Here is an 18,869-nt window from a genome sequence, read left to right on the forward strand (position 1 = left end):
ACCGACACCATGAGTGTGAATGAAGGTCAATTCGCCAAGGCTTGGCACATCCTTCGCTCCTGGGAGAAGCAGAATGCAGTGGCTCGGAGCCTCTGCCGCCTGAGCACGTCATCAATGGTTCGCCAACCGAAATGCAAACGGACGGGTTCCAACGCCTTGACCAGTTGCGACAACAGGTCTTTCGCTGTTTGCTTCAAGTCCTCCGGTAGCGAGGTAGTAGCCCAGCCGGGGAAGGCAGCCATGTCAACGTACCAGAACTCTAGGGTGTAGGCGCAATCCAGTACCTTGTCAGAGAGATTGTGGGTGGGATCGTCCATATTGAGCGTGCCGATGATCGCCAGGTTGGCGGGGTAGCGTACCCAAGCACGATTCAGCTAGATATCACACCGCATCGCCAAATGCCGCCCGCTCCAGCACCTGATGCTGCCTCTGCCAATCCGGCATATGGCTAGCCACGATCGCCCAGAACGTCTTGGTGTGGTTCTTTTCCACCGTATGACACAGCTCATGGACGATGACGTAATCCTGCACGCTGGCAGGTAGCTCCATCACGCGCGGATGAAACTCCAAGGTGTTGTTCGCATCGCAGCTAGCCCAACGGCTTTGGAAGTGACGGATACGAGCGCCAGTCGCTTGCAGGCCTGTTTCTCGCTGCCAATGACGGACACGCACCAACAATTTCTCGTGAGCACGCTCCCGGTAGAACCGCTCCAGCAAGGGCATCAGCGCATCGGGATGGACACTCACACCATCCGGGTTATCAACGATGAAACGCGATGCTGTGAAGGTTAGTCGGGGCTTGAGGATATCCGGCACATGCCTTACCTCGGTGAAGTAAGTACGCCCGGCATAGCGCAGACGGCTGCCCGTTACGATGGGCTCGCTGGCCAGGGGCTGATTCACCTGAGCCAGCCTTTCACGAATCCAGCGTGCACGATGGAGCACCAAAGCCTCTTGTTCAGGCTCATCCACCAGCGGCCCGCGCAACAGAACAGGTCGCCCCCGTTCCACAGTCACGTAATGGCGCTTGAGCTTCGTATCGAGCTGGAAGTACCACTCGATAGCTGTTTGGCCGTAATTCAATACTGGCATGGGCAACGCCGCGTTAGTTTTTCAGCAAGATATCGAAGATTCGTTTGGCGTGATCACGCGCTACTGAGCGCTCCCAACCCGCCAGAGGCATCAATACCCCTCGCAGATGGTCTCTAAAGTCAGGGTGCGTATCCGGCATTTTTTTCCAGTTTTCAGTCGCCAGAGCGCGACTCAGCATTTCATCCTCGAACAGCTTGGTCGTTGCCACCCTTGCCGTATTCTCAGCCAGTAACGCGGCAAGGTAGTGATACACCGCTGAATGCGCGGGCTTATTAAAACCGGTGTTGTCCTTATCCTGAATCCGCTGGCTGAACAGCTCCAGTTGCTCTAGGAACTTGGCTTGGGTAATGCGCCCCGCCTTTTCCTCCTCAAGCAACTTTTCCAACTCCTCAGCTATCTTGTCAAAGAATGCTGGATCTTTGTCCTTGCCGGTGACGATGGTTTGTTTCAGCTGGTTTTTCATCACCAAGGCGCGGCTACCGGGGCTCGCCAGCTTCTTTAAGCGCTCCATATCACTGGCATCCAGAATCGATACCTCACGGCCCAACAGACTCTTGGCCGGGCTGGCGGCGATGTACTCATCCAGTAGCTGTTGAAGCAGCGCGGACTCCAGCTTAGTGATGCGTTCCTTGTAGGTATTACCCGGCAGTTTATCCCGCAGCATCAGCCGAATTTCACCTAACAGGGTGAAGTAGGGCTTGAAGGGTACACCGCGTACATCCGGCAAGATAATGTCCACAGAGCGGTTGAACTGCTTCACCAAGTCCAGGAACTCTTCGACCATGTCTAGCCTGGTGGCCGGATCAAGGAAGCGCTCGGCGTCGTCTTTGTATGCCTCGCGGTGCGCTACCGGGTCATGCTTTTTGGGCAGCAGTTTGAGTGTGCGGTCGAGCGTGGCTTGCAGCTTGGGCAGTTCGGTTTCAACACCTTCCCAGACCTGTGAAGGCTTCACTTCGCCGCCATAAATCTTCAGCGCATGGTCAAGGTGCTCGACTACTCCGTGATAATCCACGATGTAACCAGCATTCTTACCGGACAAGGTACGGTTTACCCGTGCGATAGCCTGCAACAGGGTGTGCTCCTTAAGCGGCTTGTCGAGGTACATGGTGCCAACAATTGGAGCATCCCACCCCGTCAGCAGCATATCGGAAACGATGATCAACCCCACATTGTTCGCCTGCGGCTTACCATCCAGCCCGTTATCTTCTTCCCCATAGGGAAGGGGAAACAGCCTGCTGACAAAATTGCCTATCTGCTCGGACGGCATGGCCACGGGTGTCTTTCCAGCTTTCACCTCAGCCTTGACCCGCTCCTCGATGCTTCGGATCTTGCCGGCGTCTATTTCGTACTCTGCCGCCTCTTCCATCGCAGAAGCACCCGTCCGGGAAGAGGTAATACTGGCCAAGGAAATAACCACCTTGCTGTCAAAGGTTGGCAGCCCTCTGCTAGCCCGTTCGACCATGATTGCATCGAGCAGATCCTTGTAACGCACTGCCATATCCCGACCATCGCACACAAGCATGGCCTTCAAGCCCTTAGCCTTTACGTTACTGAGGAAATGCTCGACCAGATGTTCGGCGACCTGCTCCATACGGTCACGGGCCTGACGCCAGCGGCGCAGCAGCTCACGCCTTAACTCGTGGTGGCGAACTCCACTCTGGTCGGCAAACTGCTCTTTGAAAGCGGCATCCAGTTCAGCATTGGCCGACAACGCCACCCATGCATCCTGGTATTTGATCGGCAGGGTTGCTCCATCCGCCACGGCTTCATGCAAGCGGTATTCGTCGATGTATTCACCACCACCAAACTCGCCCAGTGTGTGTTTGTCCTCTTGCAGCAACGGTGTGCCGGTAAAGGCGATGAACTTGGCGTTGGGCAAACTGGCGCGCATAAATGCCGCGAGGAAGTCGTACTGGCTACGGTGAGCTTCATCGACCAGCACATAGAAATTGGCCTTGGTGCTCAATACCCGGAAATGCACCTTCTCCCGGCTGATTTCTTCCCACTTGGCCTTCAACAGCACACCATTGTCATCCAGCTGCCGGTGGCGGATATTGCGCTCATACACGATGAAGAAGTCATTCTTCTCGCGAATCCGCCTATGCCGAGTTGCTTGCAAGGCATCGTCTTCTTCGTCAGGAGTCACAGCGGGCTGTTCGCCGGGCTGCTCGTTCTCCTGGAACTTCTGCACGGTACTGGTGAAAACGCTGCCATAGTCGTTGGACAACATCTTCAGCAAGCCATCAACCGACACGGCCTGAATGGCATTGATGCCCACAGCATGGAAGGTATCGAAGATCTGTTTGTCGAGGTCTTTGCGGTCGGTCAGTACCAAGACGGTAGGGTTGTTCAAACCCGTGCTATCGGCACGCAGCATGCGCGCGAGCAGGGCCATGGTCAGTGACTTGCCGCTACCCTGGGTATGCCAAACAACCCCACCAATTGGTTTCGACGCGCTTAGGCGATCCACAGTTTTTCGCACGGCCCGCCATTGCTGATAGCGCGGTAGCTTCTTCACGGTCTTGCCGTCGCGGGTTTCGAACAGCACAAAATGTGTGATCAGTTGCAGGAAGCGGCTCGGCTCAAACAATGCCCACAGCACCTTTTCCTGCTCACTTGGAGCATCGCCTAACAAGGCAGCAACAGCGGCAGTCTCCTGCGCCTGCAACCGATACCGGGCGTAATACGCAGGCTTGGTAAGGATCGCGCCATACAGCCCTTCACGCCGATTTAGCCCAACGCATACCTGGTTGAATACAAACTGAGTTGGAAACGTGCTTTGGTAGCCATCCAGTTGCCCCAAGGCCTCATTCAGGCGGTGATGGCTGGCTTTGCATTCGATGATGGCCAAGGGCAAGCCATTCACAAACAGCAGCAGATCGGGACGGAAAACATCCCCATCAGCATTACGCCCCACGTACTGATCAACGACATGGAAGTCGTTGTTGGCTGCATTACAGGCATCTAAAAAGCGCACACTGCGCGGCTTGCCTTCGACGTCCTTCACCTGGATATCCGAACGGTGCACCACCTGTTCCCAGAACGCCTTGTTGGCGGGCAACAGCTCATCGTTGACTCGTTTACGTAGCTCGATCAGTGCGGCACTGATGCCACCGGGCGCGCTCGCCAGCCATGGGTTGAGGATCAGCAGCCGAGCCTGCAACACATCGTCCAATACCGGTGCCAGGTGACGATATTCAACCTGTACCTGGTTACCGGGTAGATGGGTGTAGCCCAGCTTGATCAGCCAACTGATGGCGGGCAGCTCAACACCGACTTTTTCCGGTGACTGGCTCATTGCGTACTCCTGTACCTTAGAGGTTTCCCTCGGACGACTTCGATACCAAACCCCCATAGAGCCATCACCGGTTTGGCTTTGCTTGCGAATTTCAAACTGCTGAGACTCATGGATGCGCATGCAACCTTCTCGTCACGGATAGCCTGAAGTCGCTCCGGTGGGCCATTCACCTCGCTATGGGGTCACCATGGCTTTGAGCAGCCGGTCGTACTGATGCAACTGGAACATGTAGCGCCCTAGCTTGCCCTGCACGGTGCGCTGAAGGTTAGGTCCAGGATCCGAGGGTAGGAGGGTTATTTCATCCATGAATAAAACTCAAGCTGTACCGGTAAGACTATCGAGCTTGACCCGCCATTCGCCGGTTAGCAGCTTTTGCATCAAGCCGCGTTTGAGGGTTTGGTAGTGGGCCTTTTTCGTTTTCAGTGTTTCAATTCGAGCATTGGCGGCAGCCACAATATCGGCAATACGTACTTGCTCATCCAAAGGTGGCAAAAGCACTGGGAAAGTCTTTAACTGGGATGAGTTGATACTTGCTAGATTTGTAGTGCGTTTAGAGCACGAGAGAAAATATTGTCGGCCATAATCACTCGCTGCTAACGCCGCGAGGTAATAAGAATTCAGTTTGGAGGGATCTGGTCGTACCGCAAAGACGTGGTTCTGATGAAGGCACGGAGATATCTGACCCTTCCAAACATCCCCACGGCCTAGCTTGTCGAAATCCCCACCTTCGGTCATCAGTACATCACCAGGCTGAAGCGCATAGCGTTCAAGCTGGGCCGCCTCCACCGCAATGGTTTTTACCTCAGCGAGATCGATATGCCCATCCTGCACATTGGCAACGCGCAGATATGGTAATTCGGCAGGCTCCTTCAGCCCCTTTTTGCCTTTTGCAACACCGGTACGAACTTCCGCGACCTCCTGTAGCGGCACAGTGGGCCAATCGGCAGCATCTTGGGTTCCTACGCCCCAGCTGAACAGGGTTTGCATCAGGCCCTGTTTTAGGCCTTGTGTGGCTTCAATCTGTCGGGCTATAACGTCCATTTTATCGTCCACAGCTGTGAGGATAGTGGCGATTTTCTGTTGCTCAGGAAAGGTCGGCAGCGGGATTGGCGTTTCACGAACCTGCTGCAAACTGATTTGCGGATATGCCTGACCAGTCAAGATGGCACGATAATGAGTCACATAACCATCGTGTTTCAAACACTGATACACATAGTCAGCGCTTACTTCTAATCCGTCCTGAATCCGGATTCTCGCAATGTGTTGATTTATGTTTGCTGAAAAAAAATCTATTGGCGCTCGTGCAACTCGACCAATATTTCCAGTGATGGTCATCAATAGATCGCCTGGCTTTACCTCGGAGCGATTCATCTGCCGATGAGCATCAGCATGAATAAAATTCATTCCTTTAAGATTAAAGCCGTTATCGGTTACGCATTCACTACGAAAAAATGGAACCCCGCTATCCTCATCAGCCCAGTCAAAGCCATACGTAGTTGGTGTTCCACCTTTTGTAATGAAGCCGGAAATGTCTTCAAGATTCTGAATGCACCAAGATTTTGGTACCAATCCAACAACAGTTTCGATGAGATCGACTTTCATCTGGTAAATCCCAACTCTGCCAAATAGCCATTCAATCGACTATCAACCTGCGCTTCCTCCTCGGCGAGCATTGCCAGTTCATCCAAGATGGCTGCCACGTCCACGACTTTTTGGGCCTTACCATTGTCGATATAGCGGGCAATGTTGAGGTTGCCGTCATTGCTGCGGATTTCGTCCAGCTTCACTAGCCGACAATAGTTTTCGACCTCGGCTTGCTGTTCGAATGCTGCCTTGTGAGTGCTGACGATGCGCGTGAGGTCTTCAGCACGCAGGCTGTTCTGCGCCTTGCCTTCGAGGTAGTCACGACTGGCATCGATGATGATGACCAGACCCTTGAGGGCAGCGGGTTTCTGCTTGTTCAGGATTAGCACGCAAGCCGGGATGCCGGTGTTGTAGAACAAGGCAGAGGGCAGGCCGACAATTGCTTCAATCAGGTCGCCCGGCTGATTACCGCTGGCGGCGTCGGTGCCGAACAGCAGTCCCTCACGAATCTTGCCTTCCTCACCACTGCGGAACAGCACGCCATGGGGCAGGATAATGCCCATGCGACCGTCGGCCTTGAGGCTGGCCAGCATATGTTGAGCAAAGGCAAGGTCAGCATAGCCCCGTGGCGGGACGCCATATACCAACCGGCCATAGGGGTCACTGACCTGCTTGTAATTTGGCGCTTTGGCCTTCTTGCCGTTCTCCTGTTCGTTTTCGTTGCTTAACTCCAGCGGAGTCCACCAGGATTTGGCTGAGAACGGAGGGTTAGCAATCACGCGATCAAAGGTCTTTAGGTAATCGCCGTTGAGGTGCTTGGGCTCGACCAGCGTATCCCCACGTTCAATAGATGCATGCATGTTGTGCAGGTAAAGATTGAGTTTAGCTATGGCCCAGGTGCCCAAGTTCTTCTCTTGCCCGTGCAGCAACACATTGGGTTTACCCATCAGAGTGCCGTTGGGCAAACCAGATACATGGTGAGCGCTCTCCACCAACATGCCGCCACTGCCACAGGTAGGATCATACACACTGTGGCCAGGTTGCGGATCGATTAGCTCAACCACTAATTGCACCACAGCCTTGGGCGTATAGAACTCGCCACCTTTCTTACCCGCGTCGTCGGCAAACTGCTTGATCAGATACTCGTATGCATCGCCCAGCATGTCAGCCTTGTACAGGTCGCCATTGCCGAGCTTGTACTGGTTAAAGTGGCGCAGCAGGCGCTGCAAGGTGGCATCCGATAGCACCCGTTTGTCGCCGTATTGAGTGGCAGTCAGCACGTGTTGCAATTCGGGGCTGTTGGCCTCGATGGTCGCAAAAGCCTTATCCAACGCTTCGCCAATGTTTTCCGTGCGAGAAATGAGATCAAACCAGCGGGCACTGATAGGGAACTTGCCCCATTTTTCCTCGATTTCTTCCTGAGCATCACCGTAGCTCAGTTTTTCGTCGTCCATTAACTTAGCGACACGTTCGTCAAACACGTCATTGTATCGCTTGAGGAAAAGCAGTCCGAAAATGTAGTTCTTGAAGTCGGAAGAGTCGATAGAACCGCGCAGAATATTCGCAGACTCCCAAAGCCAAGATTCGAGCGTTTCGAGTGACAACTTATGAGCCATGGGTAAATCAGTCCCTACAAAGCATGATGCCCAGCGCCGACTATTGTTGCGACTGCACTCAGACATACTGGAAAAAAAATTGGGCTCGATTGTACAAGTCAGCATCACCTTAGGCCCGAAAAACCATCTCCTAAAACGACGAAACCCCGGCACGAGGCCGGGGTTTCGTTAAAGAGCGACAGTATCCCGCCCAGTTACGACACTTAATGTGCCCATCGACACCGGATCAGAAATCCAGGTTGGACACCGCCAACGCATTGCTCTCGATGAAGTCACGACGAGGCTCGACCGCATCACCCATCAGGGTGTTGAAAATCTGGTCCGCGCCAATGGCGTCTTCGATGGTGACTTTCAGCATGCGGCGCGAGCTCGGATCCATGGTGGTTTCCCACAACTGATCCGGGTTCATCTCGCCCAGACCTTTGTATCGCTGGATGGTATGGCGCTTGGTGCTTTCGGCCATCAGCCATTCAAGGGCTTCCTTGAACTCGGTGACGGCTTTCTTGCGCTCACCGCGCTGGATGTATGCGCCTTCGTCCAGCAGCGTGCTCAGTTGCGCACCGAGGGATACGACGGTCTTGTAGTCATTGCTGCCGAAGAAGTCGCGGTTGAAGGTGACGTAGTTCGACAAGCCGTGGGAAATCAATTCGACTTCCGGCAGCCAGACGTTACGCTCACGGTCTTCACGCAGGCTGGCTTTGTAGACCAGGCCGGATTTCTCGACAGTGCGCAGGCGTACTTCGTACTGGGCCAGCCAATCCTGCATCGCAGCGTGATCGGACAACTGCTCCAGGCTCACGGCTGGCAGGTAGATGAAGTGCTCGGTCAGTTCCTGTGGGTACAGGCGCGATAGGCGCTTGAGGGTCTTCATCACCAGGCGGAAGTCATTCACCAGACGCTCAAGGGCTTCGCCGGAAATGCCCGGGGCATCTTCGTTCAGGTGCAGGCTCGCATCTTCCAGGGCCGATTGCGTCATGTACTCTTCCATGGCGTCGTCGTCTTTGATGTATTGCTCTTGCTTGCCTTTTTTGACCTTGTACAGCGGCGGCTGGGCGATGTAGATGTAGCCGCGCTCGATCAGCTCCGGCAACTGACGGAAGAAGAAGGTCAGCAGCAGGGTACGGATGTGCGACCCGTCGACGTCAGCATCGGTCATGATGATGATGTTGTGATAGCGCAACTTGTCGATGTTGTACTCTTCGCGGCCAATGCCGCAGCCCAGCGCGGTGATCAAGGTGCCGACTTCCTGGGAGGAAATCATCTTGTCGAAGCGCGCCTTCTCGACGTTGAGGATTTTGCCCTTGAGAGGCAGGATGGCCTGGGTACGGCGGTTGCGACCCTGCTTGGCGGAACCGCCAGCAGAGTCACCTTCCACCAGGTACAGCTCGGACAGGGCAGGGTCCTTTTCCTGGCAGTCAGCCAGTTTGCCCGGCAGGCCGGCGATGTCCAGCGCGCCTTTGCGGCGAGTCATCTCACGGGCCTTGCGCGCCGCTTCACGGGCACGAGCGGCGTCGATCATCTTGCCGACCACCAGCTTGGCTTCGTTCGGGTTCTCCAGCAGGAAGTCGGAGAAGTACTTGCCCATTTCCTGTTCGACCGCGGTCTTCACTTCGGAAGACACCAGCTTGTCCTTGGTCTGGGAGCTGAACTTCGGATCCGGCACCTTAACCGAGATGATCGCGGTCAGGCCTTCACGAGCATCGTCACCGGTGGTGGCAACTTTGTGCTTCTTCGCCAGCCCTTCCTGTTCGATGTAGTTGTTCAGGTTACGCGTCAGCGCCGAACGGAAGCCCACCAGGTGAGTACCGCCGTCGCGCTGCGGAATGTTATTGGTGAAGCACAACAGGTTCTCATTGAAGCTGTCGTTCCACTGCAAGGCGATTTCCACGCCGATGCCGTCTTCACGCTGGACGTTGAAGTGGAACACCTGGTTGACCGGGGTCTTGTTGGTGTTCAAGTATTCAACGAATGCACGCAGGCCACCTTCGTATTTGAACAGCTCTTCCTTGCCGCTGCGTTCGTCCTTGAGGACGATGCCCACACCGGAGTTGAGGAAAGACAGTTCACGAATCCGCTTGGCCAGGATGTCCCAGCTGAAATGGATGTTCTTGAAGGTTTCGCTCGAAGCCTTGAAGTGGATCTGGGTGCCGGTGCTTTCGCTGTCGCCCACGATCGCCATCGGTGCCTGAGGCACACCGTGAACGTAGGTTTGTTCCCAGATCTTGCCGCTGCGGCGTACGGTAAGAACAAGCTTTTCGGACAGGGCGTTTACAACGGAAACGCCTACACCGTGGAGACCGCCGGATACTTTGTAGGAGTTGTCGTCGAATTTACCGCCGGCGTGCAGCACGGTCATGATGACCTCAGCCGCAGATACGCCTTCTTCTTTGTGCACGTCTACCGGGATGCCACGGCCGTTGTCGCGAACGGTGATGGATTCATCCGGGTGGATAATGATACTGATGTCGTCGCAGTGGCCGGCGAGGGCTTCGTCGATGGAGTTGTCGACTACCTCGAACACCATGTGGTGCAGACCACTACCATCGTCGGTGTCGCCAATGTACATACCGGGACGTTTGCGTACGGCATCCAGGCCTTTAAGCACTTTAATGCTTGTTGAGTCGTACGTATTTTCTTCGCTCAATGCCTTCACTCCCGATGGTCGTGGGTCTGGGTGATACGGCCCTGTTCCACGTGGAACAGAGCAACTGGCGTTTCCGTCTGCCAGCCTTCCCTCAATAATTCGTGGTCTACACAAGTGATGAACACTTGGCAGCGTAAGTCTTCCAGCAAGCGGCACAGCGCGCGGCGGTGGGCTTCGTCCAGTTCGGACGGCAAGTCATCCACCAGATAAATACACTGACCGCGACGGGCCTGGCTGACCAGATGCCCCTGGGCAATACGCAAGGCACACACCACCAGTTTCTGCTGACCTCGGGACAGAATGTCCGCGGCGTTGTGTGCGCCCAATCTGAGACGCAAGTCAGCACGTTGTGGTCCGGCCTGGGTATGGCCCATCTGCTGATCACGCTGAAGCGAGCCAGCCAATACGGCACTCAACTCCCGGTCCTTGTCCCAACCTCGGTAATAGCTGAGCGTCAGGCCCTCAAGCTCAACCAACTCGCTCAAGGTCTGTTCAAAGACCGGTTTCAAGGCTTTGATGTAAGCACGGCGGTATTCATCAATTTCAGCACTGGCTTGACACAGTTCCCTGTCCCAAACCGCCTGTGAAACGGCGTCAAGTGTACCATGTCGCAGCCAAGAGTTTCGCTGGCGCAGCGCCTTCTGCAAGCGCTGCCAAGTCGCCATGAAACGTGGTTCCACGTGGAACACACCCCAGTCGAGAAACTGCCGACGAATCTTCGGCGCGCCCTCCAGCAGTCGGAAGCTGTCCGGGTTGATCAGCTGCAGCGGAAGAATCTCTGCCAGTTGCGCGGCACTGCGGGCATTCTGCCCATCGATGCGGATCTGGAACTCGCCTTGCCGGTCCCGCGAGATCCCCAGGGCGCTGTGGCCACCTTCCGCCAGTTCCACCTGCCCGAACACCGTGCACGCAAGTTGCTCGTACTGGATGACCGGTAACAGACGGCTGCTTCGAAACGAACGGGCAAGCCCAAGCAGGTGCACGGCTTCCAGGACGCTGGTTTTGCCGCTGCCGTTGGCGCCGTAAAGGATATTGATGCGGGGGGAAGGGGAGAAGGTCACCGGGTGCAGATTGCGCACCGCGGTGACCGAGACGCGACTTAAGGACATCTAGCTGATTCTGATTACAGACGCATCGGCATGACAACGTAGGCCGAATCGTCGTTATCGGACTCTTGCACCAGCGCACTGCTGTTGGAGTCAGACAGGATCAGTCGTACCTGCTCAGTGGTCATCACGCCCAGCACGTCGAGCAAATAGCTGACGTTGAAGCCGATTTCCAGGGAGCCACCGTTGTAGTCCACGCCTACTTCTTCTTCCGCTTCTTCCTGCTCCGGGTTGTTCGCCTGGATTTTCAGCTGACCATTGGCCAATTGCAGGCGAATGCCACGGTACTTCTCGTTGGACAGAATCGCGGTTCGGCTGAAGGCTTCGCGCAGTGCCTGCCGGTCACCCAGCACGAGTTTGTCGCCACCTTTTGGCAACACACGTTCGTAATCCGGGAACTTGCCGTCTACCAGCTTCGAAGTGAAAGTGAATTCACCCGTGGTCGCACGGATGTGATGCTGGCCCAGCACGATGCTGACGTTGCCGTCGGGCTCAGTCAGCAGGCGCGCCAATTCAAGGATACCTTTGCGCGGTACGATCACCTGATGACGATCCGGTTGGCCGATATCGGCTTGCATCGAGCACATCGCCAAGCGGTGACCGTCGGTGGCCACGGCGCGGATGATGCCCGCGGAGACTTCCAACAACATGCCGTTGAGGTAGTAGCGCACGTCTTGCTGGGCCATGGCGAAACTGGTGCGCTCAATCAGGCGACGCAACTTGCTTTGCTCAAGGCTGCAAGTCAGCGAGCCTGGGCCTTCTTCCACGGTCGGGAAGTCATTCGCCGGCAGGGTCGACAAAGTGAAGCGGCTACGGCCCGCCTTGACGACGAGCTTTTGCTCATCGACCTTGATATCGATCAGCGCATCGTTTGGCAGGCTCTTGCAGATATCCATCAGCTTGCGCGCGGGCACTGTGATGGAGCCTGGATCGGCCGGCTCTTCAAGTTGGACACGACCAACCAGTTCGACTTCCAGGTCGGTACCGGTCAGCGACAGTTGCTGGCCTTCGACAACCAGCAGCACGTTGGAAAGTACCGGCAAGGTCTGGCGGCGTTCGACAACGCCCGCGACCAGTTGCAGGGGTTTCAACAGGGCTTCGCGTTGAATGGTGAAATGCATGGTCTAGTCCCTTGCCTTAATAAGCTGCGCTGGTGGTCATCAAGTGGTCAGTGTACGCAGCAGGTTCTTGTAGTCCTCGCGGATGTCCGCGTCGGATTCCTTAAGTTCATTGATCTTGCGGCAGGCGTGCAGCACGGTGGTATGGTCACGTCCGCCAAACACATCACCGATCTCCGGCAGGCTGTGGTTGGTCAGTTCCTTGGACAAGGCCATCGCCACCTGACGTGGACGCGCCACCGATCGCGAACGGCGCTTCGATAGCAGATCGGATATCTTGATCTTGTAGTACTCAGCAACGGTGCGCTGAATGTTATCCACAGATACCAGCTTATCCTGAAGCGCCAACAGATCCTTCAGCGATTCGCGAATCAGCTCGATGGTGATATCGCGGCCCATGAAATGCGAGTGGGCGATAACGCGTTTAAGCGCACCTTCAAGCTCGCGCACGTTCGAGCGAATACGCTGAGCGATGAAGAACGCCGCGTCATGAGGCAACTCGACCTTGGCCTGGTCGGCCTTCTTCATCAGGATCGCGACCCGGGTTTCCAGCTCCGGTGGCTCAACGGCTACCGTCAGGCCCCAGCCGAAACGCGACTTCAAACGTTCTTCCAGGCCTTCGATCTCTTTCGGGTAGCGGTCGCTGGTGAGAATGACCTGCTGGCCACCTTCGAGCAATGCGTTGAAGGTGTGGAAAAACTCTTCCTGTGAACGTTCCTTGCGAGCGAAGAACTGAATATCGTCGATCAGCAAAGCATCCACCGAACGGTAGAAACGCTTGAACTCGTTGATAGCGTTCAGCTGCAGCGCCTTGACCATGTCGGCCACGAAACGCTCGGAATGCAGGTAGACAACCTTGGCATTCGGGTTCTTCTTTAATAGATGGTTACCCACAGCGTGCATCAAGTGGGTTTTACCCAGGCCAACACCGCCATAAAGGAAGAGCGGGTTGTAGCCATGCTTGGGGTTATCCGCCACCTGCCAGGCTGCCGCCCGGGCCAGCTGGTTGGACTTACCCTCGACGAAGTTTTCGAAGGTAAAGGTGCGGTTCAGATAGCTGGTGTGCTTGAGCGCACCTTCTACCTGAACGGTGCGTTGTTCTGCCCGTACCGGGGCCTGCTGGGAGCTTGCACCCGCCATGGGGTCGAAGCTGTCCCTTGAAGGTTCTTCGCTGACCTCGGCGATTTTTTGTGCGTTGCGTTTGCTTGAAGTAGGTGCGGGTGCCGGCGCGGCATGGTTGTTGACCGGTGCGGCGGCAGCCTGGGTTTGGGACGCCGAGGCAGCCAGTGGCGCATTGGGAGCGGCCCGCGGCGCCGAGCTGCGTTTGCTGCCTATTAATAAGGACAACGCGGGCGCCATGCCGTTGCCATGCTCGTCGAGCAGTTCCATGACCCGGCCCAGGTACTTTTCGTTGACCCAGTCGAGAACGAAACGGTTCGGTGCATAGACACGCAACTCGTCGCCTTCGGCTTCGACCTGTAGTGGACGGATCCAAGTGTTGAATTGTTGGGCAGGCAGCTCATCGCGCAAAAGCTCCACGCACTGCTGCCAAAGTTCCACTGACACGGATATCCCCTAAGTTGAAAGCCGGTGAGGCAAAAACAAGCGGCCATTGTAGCGATCAGTCGTTCACTTATCCACATGCAGCTTGATCAACGTCCATGATTTATCAACGCCTTACCCATGAGAAAGGCGACGGATGGTCGGTGGATAAGCCCTGTGGATAAACCCCTCTAAGGCCGTTGTACAACTGGGGGTTAAAGTCAGTGGATAACCGCCCTGTGGATAAATAGCTATTCCACCCACAGCTTATCCGACAGCGCGGCACAGGGTTGCCACCGCTTTCCCCTGTAGTTGTCATTCTCTGTACATAGCGGATTACAAGGCGTCGGCATGGTTATCCACAGATAAGTGGCACCCTTGCTTTTATAAGCTTTACAGAAAAGCTTTAAATAATTCCCTTCTTTATTTCTATATCTGGTGCAGCGTGCTGAATCCGCCGCAAGCGCCTGGATATCTATTTAAAGGAAACGCTGGTTGGAAATTGACCTAGAGGCTTGCTTTCTCTAGAATCCCCGGTCTCTTAAAACGGGGGCCATTCCGGCCCGTTGTGGACGAACCAGGTAACACGACATGAAACGTACTTTCCAACCAAGCACTATCAAACGCGCTCGTACCCACGGTTTCCGTGCTCGCATGGCTACCAAGAACGGTCGTGCCGTCCTGTCGCGTCGTCGCGCCAAAGGTCGTGCGCGTCTGGCAGTTTGATAATCCGGCACTGGAGGTGAGTCAGGACTTCAGTCGGGAAAAGCGTCTGCTTACCCCCCGGCATTTCAAGGCAGTCTTTGACTCCCCTACCGGCAAGGTTCCGGGGAAAAATCTCCTGCTCCTTGCGCGCAGTAACGATCTCGATCACCCCCGACTCGGGCTGGTTATCGGGAAAAAGAGCGTAAAGCTCTCCGTTCAGCGCAATCGCCTCAAACGTCTGATGCGCGAATCGTTTCGCCTGAACCAGGATTCACTGGTCGGCTGGGACATTGTTATCGTCGCGCGCAAAGGTTTGGGTGATGTAGAAAACCCCGAATTGATTCAGCATTTCGGCAAGCTCTGGAAACGCCTGGCTCGTAACAAGCCAGCACCGGCAGTCAACACCGAAACTGTAGGGGTAGACAGTACCGATGCGTAAACTGGCACTCGTTCCGATCCAGTTTTACCGCTACGCCATTAGTCCTCTGATGGCCAGCCACTGTCGTTTCTACCCCAGTTGTTCCTGCTACGCGTATGAAGCCATAGAAAATCATGGCCTTCTGCGCGGTGGCTGGCTGACCTTTCGTCGTTTAGGTCGCTGTCATCCGTGGAATCCCGGCGGTTATGACCCGGTTCCGCCTATCCCTACCTCCCGTTCTTCTTCGATGGCCGAGTAATCATGGATATCAAACGCACGATCCTGATCGTCGCCCTGGCAATCGTGTCCTATGTCATGGTCCTTAAATGGAACCAGGACTACGGCCAGGCTGCCCTGCCGACTCAGAATGTTGCAGCCAGCAATACCGCACCGAGCCTGCCGGATACAGCAACTGGCAATAACACTGCCAGCAATGACGATGTCCCGCGCGCGGCAAGTGACACCAGTGCTCCAGCCGAAGCCCCCGTGGCCGCCAGCAAGGACCTGATTCAGATCAAGACCGACGTGCTCGAGCTGGCAATCGATCCACAAGGTGGCGATGTCGCCCAGTTGAAGCTGCCTTTGTATCCGCGTCGCCAGGACCATCCGGAAATCCCGTTCCAGTTGTTCGACAACGGTAACGAGCGTACCTATTTGGCCCAAAGCGGCCTGATCGGCGCCAACGGCCCGGATGCCAACCCAGCCGGTCGTCCGGTTTATTCGGCGGAGAAGAAGGTTTATCAACTGGCTGACGGTCAGGACCAATTGGTCGCCGACCTGAAGTTCAGCAAGGATGGCGTCAATTACATCAAGCGTTTCACCCTGAAGCGCGGCATGTATGACGTGACTGTGACTTACCTGGTCGACAACCAGAGCGCCCAACCTTGGTCTGGCGCGATGTTTGCGCAGCTCAAGCGTGACGCCAGCGATGATCCTTCCTCCAGCACCGCCACCGGCACCGCGACTTACCTGGGCGCCGCCCTGTGGACAAGTTCCGAGCCGTACAAGAAAGTGTCCATGAAAGACATGGACAAGGCGCAGCTCAAGGAAACCGTCCAAGGTGGCTGGGTTGCCTGGTTGCAGCATTATTTTGTAACCGCGTGGATTCCACAGAAGGGCGAAAACAACCTCGTCCAGACGCGTAAAGACAGCAAAGGCAACTACATCGTCGGTTACACCGGCCCTGCCCTGACCGCCGCGCCAGGTGCGAAAGTCGAAACCAGCGCCATCCTGTACGCCGGGCCAAAAAGCCAGGCTGTGCTCAAGGAGTTGTCCCCAGGCTTGGAACTGACCGTGGACTACGGTTTCCTGTGGTTCATTGCCCAGCCAATCTTCTGGTTGCTGCAACATATCCACAGCATCGTCGGTAACTGGGGCTGGTCGATTATTTTCCTGACCATGCTGATCAAGGGGATCTTTTTCCCACTGTCGGCGGCCAGTTATAAATCCATGGCGCGCATGCGTGCCGTGGCGCCGAAACTGGCAGCGCTGAAAGAGCAACATGGCGATGATCGGCAGAAAATGTCGCAGGCCATGATGGAGCTGTACAAGAAAGAGAAGATCAACCCCTTGGGCGGTTGCTTGCCAATTCTTGTTCAGATGCCAGTATTCCTTGCGCTGTACTGGGTTCTGCTGGAAAGCGTGGAGATGCGTCAGGCACCGTTCATGCTGTGGATTACTGACCTGTCGATCAAGGATCCGTTCTTCATCCTGCCGATCATCATGGGCGCGACCATGTTTATCCAGCAGCAGTTGAACCCGACACCTCCGGATCCGATGCAAGCGAAGGTCATGAAGATGATGCCGATTATCTTCACCTTCTTCTTCCTCTGGTTCCCAGCAGGTCTTGTGCTGTACTGGGTTGTGAACAACGTGTTGTCCATCACCCAGCAGTGGTACATCACGCGTAAGATCGAAGCGGCTGCGAAAAAAGCCGAGGCGTAACTTGCTCTGTGGATAACCACACAAAACGCCCCCTAGTGGGGCGTTTTGCTATCTGCCACTTTTGTCTGGATACCGGTTTATGAGTGCACCGCGTGAAACCATCGCTGCTGTCGCCACTGCTCAAGGTCGCGGCGGTGTTGGCATCGTCCGTATTTCCGGGCCATTGGCCAGTGTCGCGGCCCAGGCTATCAGCGGCCGTGAACTCAAACCGCGGTTCGCCCATTACGGCCCGTTTTTCAGTGATGACCAGCAGGTGCTCGACGAAGGGCTGGCCCTTTATTTCCCTGGGCCGAATTCGTTCACCGGCGAAGACGTACTGGAACTGCAAGGACACGGCGGTCCCATCGTGCTGGACATGCTGCTCAAGCGTTGCCTCGAACTGGGCTGCCGCCTGGCCCGTCCGGGTGAGTTCAGCGAAAGGGCATTCCTCAACGACAAACTCGACCTGGCCCAGGCCGAAGCCATCGCTGATCTGATCGAAGCCAGTTCTGCACAGGCCGCACGCAACGCCTTGCGTTCGTTGCAGGGCGCTTTTTCCCAGCGTGTGCATAACCTCACCGAACAAATGATTGGGCTGCGCATCTACGTCGAGGCTGCAATCGACTTTCCGGAGGAAGAAATCGACTTCCTGGCCGATGGCCACGTGCTGAGCATGCTCGATAAAGTGCGCGCCGAGTTATCCACAGTACTGCGCGAGGCCGGGCAGGGTGCATTGTTGCGCGACGGGATGACCGTGGTCATCGCTGGGCGGCCGAATGCCGGCAAGTCCAGCCTGTTGAATGCCCTGGCCGGCCGCGAGGCCGCGATTGTCACCGAGATCGCCGGCACCACCCGGGACATCCTCCGTGAACATATCCACATCGACGGCATGCCGCTGCACGTGGTGGATACGGCCGGTTTGCGCGACACCGAGGACCAGGTGGAAAAAATCGGCGTTGAGCGTGCGCTCAAGGCCATCGGTGAAGCCGACCGGGTATTGCTGGTGGTGGATGCCACCGCGCCGGAAGCGGACGATCCCTTTGCCTTGTGGCCTGAATTCCTCGAGGTCCGTCCGGACCCGGCGAAAGTCACCCTGATTCGCAACAAGGCCGACCTGACCGGCGAAGTGATTGCCTTGGATGTCAGTCATGACGGGCACGTGACCATCAGCCTGAGCGCCAAGTCGGCGGGTGAAGGCCTGGAGCTGCTGCGCGAGCACCTCAAGGCTTGCATGGGCTATGAGCAGACTTCGGAAAGCAGCTTCAGCGCTCGCCGGCGGCACTTGGAAGCGTTGCGCCATGCCAGCGCGGCCTTGGAACACGGTCGTACGCAGCTGACCCTGGCGGGGGCTGGCGAATTGTTGGCCGAAGATCTGCGCCAGGCCCAGCATTCCCTAGGGGAAATTACCGGGGCTTTCAGTTCCGATGACTTACTGGGCCGGATCTTTTCCAGCTTCTGCATCGGTAAATAGCCCACCTTTAAAACCGGGTTTGCCCTCGAAACCTATCGAGCGCAACGCAAACCCGGTCCTGTCTTTTTTAAACGATTGCCCTTGATGGCGGCTTGCCTGTGGACGCTGCTGCGACTCTGTAGCGGCTCTTCACTGTGGATCAAGCCCTGTGAATAACTGCCATTGAGATCGGTTGATAAATCCCCTCCAAAGCTGAAGATAACTGCTTCTGTGGATAACTGTCCCTTTAATCCACAGGCTTACACCGGTTATCCAAGCCCCTCACTGCCACATGGTCACAGGGTTTTGAATCTCTGTACACGAAGTAAATAAAGGTCTACAGAGCTTTATCCACAGATATGAGGCTCAGTAA

At 55.8% G+C, this 18,869-nt stretch carries 13 protein-coding genes; 5 read left to right on the top strand and 8 right to left on the bottom strand.

The annotated features are described in order from the left end of the window. Window positions 1–381: 381 nt before the first annotated feature. The 8 genes from HU806_RS10330 to dnaA all read right to left on the bottom strand — a co-directional run bounded on the left by HU806_RS10330 (window position 382) and on the right by dnaA (window position 14,024). On the bottom strand, window positions 382–1,092 hold the full coding sequence (locus HU806_RS10330; RefSeq protein WP_186611286.1) for a YgjP family zinc-dependent metalloprotease: 711 nt from the start codon (window positions 1,090–1,092) through the stop codon (window positions 382–384). Between the two features lie 13 nt (window positions 1,093–1,105). Further along, complete coding sequence (locus tag HU806_RS10335; protein ID WP_186611287.1) at window positions 1,106–4,390, bottom strand: type I restriction endonuclease subunit R; 3,285 nt, start codon at window positions 4,388–4,390, stop codon at window positions 1,106–1,108. Between the two features lie 315 nt (window positions 4,391–4,705). Continuing rightward, complete coding sequence (locus tag HU806_RS10340; protein WP_186611288.1) at window positions 4,706–5,992, bottom strand: restriction endonuclease subunit S; 1,287 nt, start codon at window positions 5,990–5,992, stop codon at window positions 4,706–4,708. Continuing rightward, complete coding sequence (locus HU806_RS10345; RefSeq protein ID WP_186611289.1) at window positions 5,989–7,590, bottom strand: type I restriction-modification system subunit M; 1,602 nt, start codon at window positions 7,588–7,590, stop codon at window positions 5,989–5,991. Before HU806_RS10345 ends, HU806_RS10340 begins: the two co-directional genes overlap by 4 nt. Window positions 7,591–7,816: 226 nt before the next feature. After that, window positions 7,817–10,234: a DNA topoisomerase (ATP-hydrolyzing) subunit B gene (gyrB, locus tag HU806_RS10350; protein WP_186611290.1), complete on the bottom strand. Its 2,418-nt coding sequence runs from the start codon at window positions 10,232–10,234 to the stop codon at window positions 7,817–7,819. Between the two features lie 5 nt (window positions 10,235–10,239). Beyond that, complete coding sequence (gene recF / locus HU806_RS10355; RefSeq protein ID WP_186611291.1) at window positions 10,240–11,343, bottom strand: DNA replication/repair protein RecF; 1,104 nt, start codon at window positions 11,341–11,343, stop codon at window positions 10,240–10,242. Between the two features lie 14 nt (window positions 11,344–11,357). Continuing rightward, complete coding sequence (gene dnaN, locus HU806_RS10360; protein ID WP_025211054.1) at window positions 11,358–12,461, bottom strand: DNA polymerase III subunit beta; 1,104 nt, start codon at window positions 12,459–12,461, stop codon at window positions 11,358–11,360. Between the two features lie 39 nt (window positions 12,462–12,500). Continuing rightward, a complete protein-coding gene (gene dnaA, locus HU806_RS10365; RefSeq protein WP_186611292.1) occupies window positions 12,501–14,024 on the bottom strand; it encodes a chromosomal replication initiator protein DnaA in 1,524 nt (507 codons plus the stop codon). A gap of 567 nt (window positions 14,025–14,591) precedes the next feature. Between dnaA and rpmH the strand changes: the two genes are divergently transcribed. The 5 genes from rpmH (at window position 14,592) to mnmE (ending at window position 18,517) form a co-directional block, all read left to right on the top strand. Continuing rightward, window positions 14,592–14,726, top strand: coding sequence for a 50S ribosomal protein L34 (gene rpmH, locus HU806_RS10370; protein ID WP_003213577.1), 135 nt, complete (start codon window positions 14,592–14,594; stop codon window positions 14,724–14,726). Window positions 14,727–14,742: 16 nt separating this feature from the next. Continuing rightward, window positions 14,743–15,144, top strand: a complete 402-nt coding sequence (rnpA, locus tag HU806_RS10375) for a ribonuclease P protein component (protein ID WP_039593248.1) — start codon at window positions 14,743–14,745, stop codon at window positions 15,142–15,144. Beyond that, window positions 15,137–15,382: a membrane protein insertion efficiency factor YidD gene (yidD, locus tag HU806_RS10380; protein ID WP_010465488.1), complete on the top strand. Its 246-nt coding sequence runs from the start codon at window positions 15,137–15,139 to the stop codon at window positions 15,380–15,382. The genes rnpA and yidD overlap by 8 nt, the downstream gene beginning before the upstream one ends. 2 nt (window positions 15,383–15,384) lie before the next feature. Beyond that, a complete protein-coding gene (gene yidC, locus HU806_RS10385; protein ID WP_186611293.1) occupies window positions 15,385–17,067 on the top strand; it encodes a membrane protein insertase YidC in 1,683 nt (560 codons plus the stop codon). Window positions 17,068–17,146: 79 nt separating this feature from the next. Further along, window positions 17,147–18,517, top strand: coding sequence for a tRNA uridine-5-carboxymethylaminomethyl(34) synthesis GTPase MnmE (mnmE, locus tag HU806_RS10390; protein WP_186611294.1), 1,371 nt, complete (start codon window positions 17,147–17,149; stop codon window positions 18,515–18,517). The last annotated feature ends 352 nt before the right edge of the window (window positions 18,518–18,869 follow it).

Source organism: Pseudomonas sp. SWRI154, assembly GCF_014268645.1.
In the GTDB taxonomy this organism is placed as follows: domain Bacteria; phylum Pseudomonadota; class Gammaproteobacteria; order Pseudomonadales; family Pseudomonadaceae; genus Aquipseudomonas; species Aquipseudomonas marvdashtae.

Excerpts from the sequence above, each read along its gene's own strand:
- rpmH (WP_003213577.1), top strand. The coding sequence starts at position 14,592 with ATGAAACGTACTTTCCAACCAAGCACTATCAAACGCGCTCGTACCCAC.
- HU806_RS10345 (WP_186611289.1), bottom strand. The coding sequence starts at position 7,590 with ATGGCTCATAAGTTGTCACTCGAAACGCTCGAATCTTGGCTTTGGGAG.
- HU806_RS10340 (WP_186611288.1), bottom strand. The coding sequence starts at position 5,992 with ATGAAAGTCGATCTCATCGAAACTGTTGTTGGATTGGTACCAAAATCT.
- yidD (WP_010465488.1), top strand. The coding sequence starts at position 15,137 with ATGCGTAAACTGGCACTCGTTCCGATCCAGTTTTACCGCTACGCCATT.
- mnmE (WP_186611294.1), top strand. The coding sequence starts at position 17,147 with ATGAGTGCACCGCGTGAAACCATCGCTGCTGTCGCCACTGCTCAAGGT.
- recF (WP_186611291.1), bottom strand. The coding sequence starts at position 11,343 with ATGTCCTTAAGTCGCGTCTCGGTCACCGCGGTGCGCAATCTGCACCCG.
- HU806_RS10335 (WP_186611287.1), bottom strand. The coding sequence starts at position 4,390 with ATGAGCCAGTCACCGGAAAAAGTCGGTGTTGAGCTGCCCGCCATCAGT.
- yidC (WP_186611293.1), top strand. The coding sequence starts at position 15,385 with ATGGATATCAAACGCACGATCCTGATCGTCGCCCTGGCAATCGTGTCC.
- dnaN (WP_025211054.1), bottom strand. The coding sequence starts at position 12,461 with ATGCATTTCACCATTCAACGCGAAGCCCTGTTGAAACCCCTGCAACTG.
- HU806_RS10330 (WP_186611286.1), bottom strand. The coding sequence starts at position 1,092 with ATGCCAGTATTGAATTACGGCCAAACAGCTATCGAGTGGTACTTCCAG.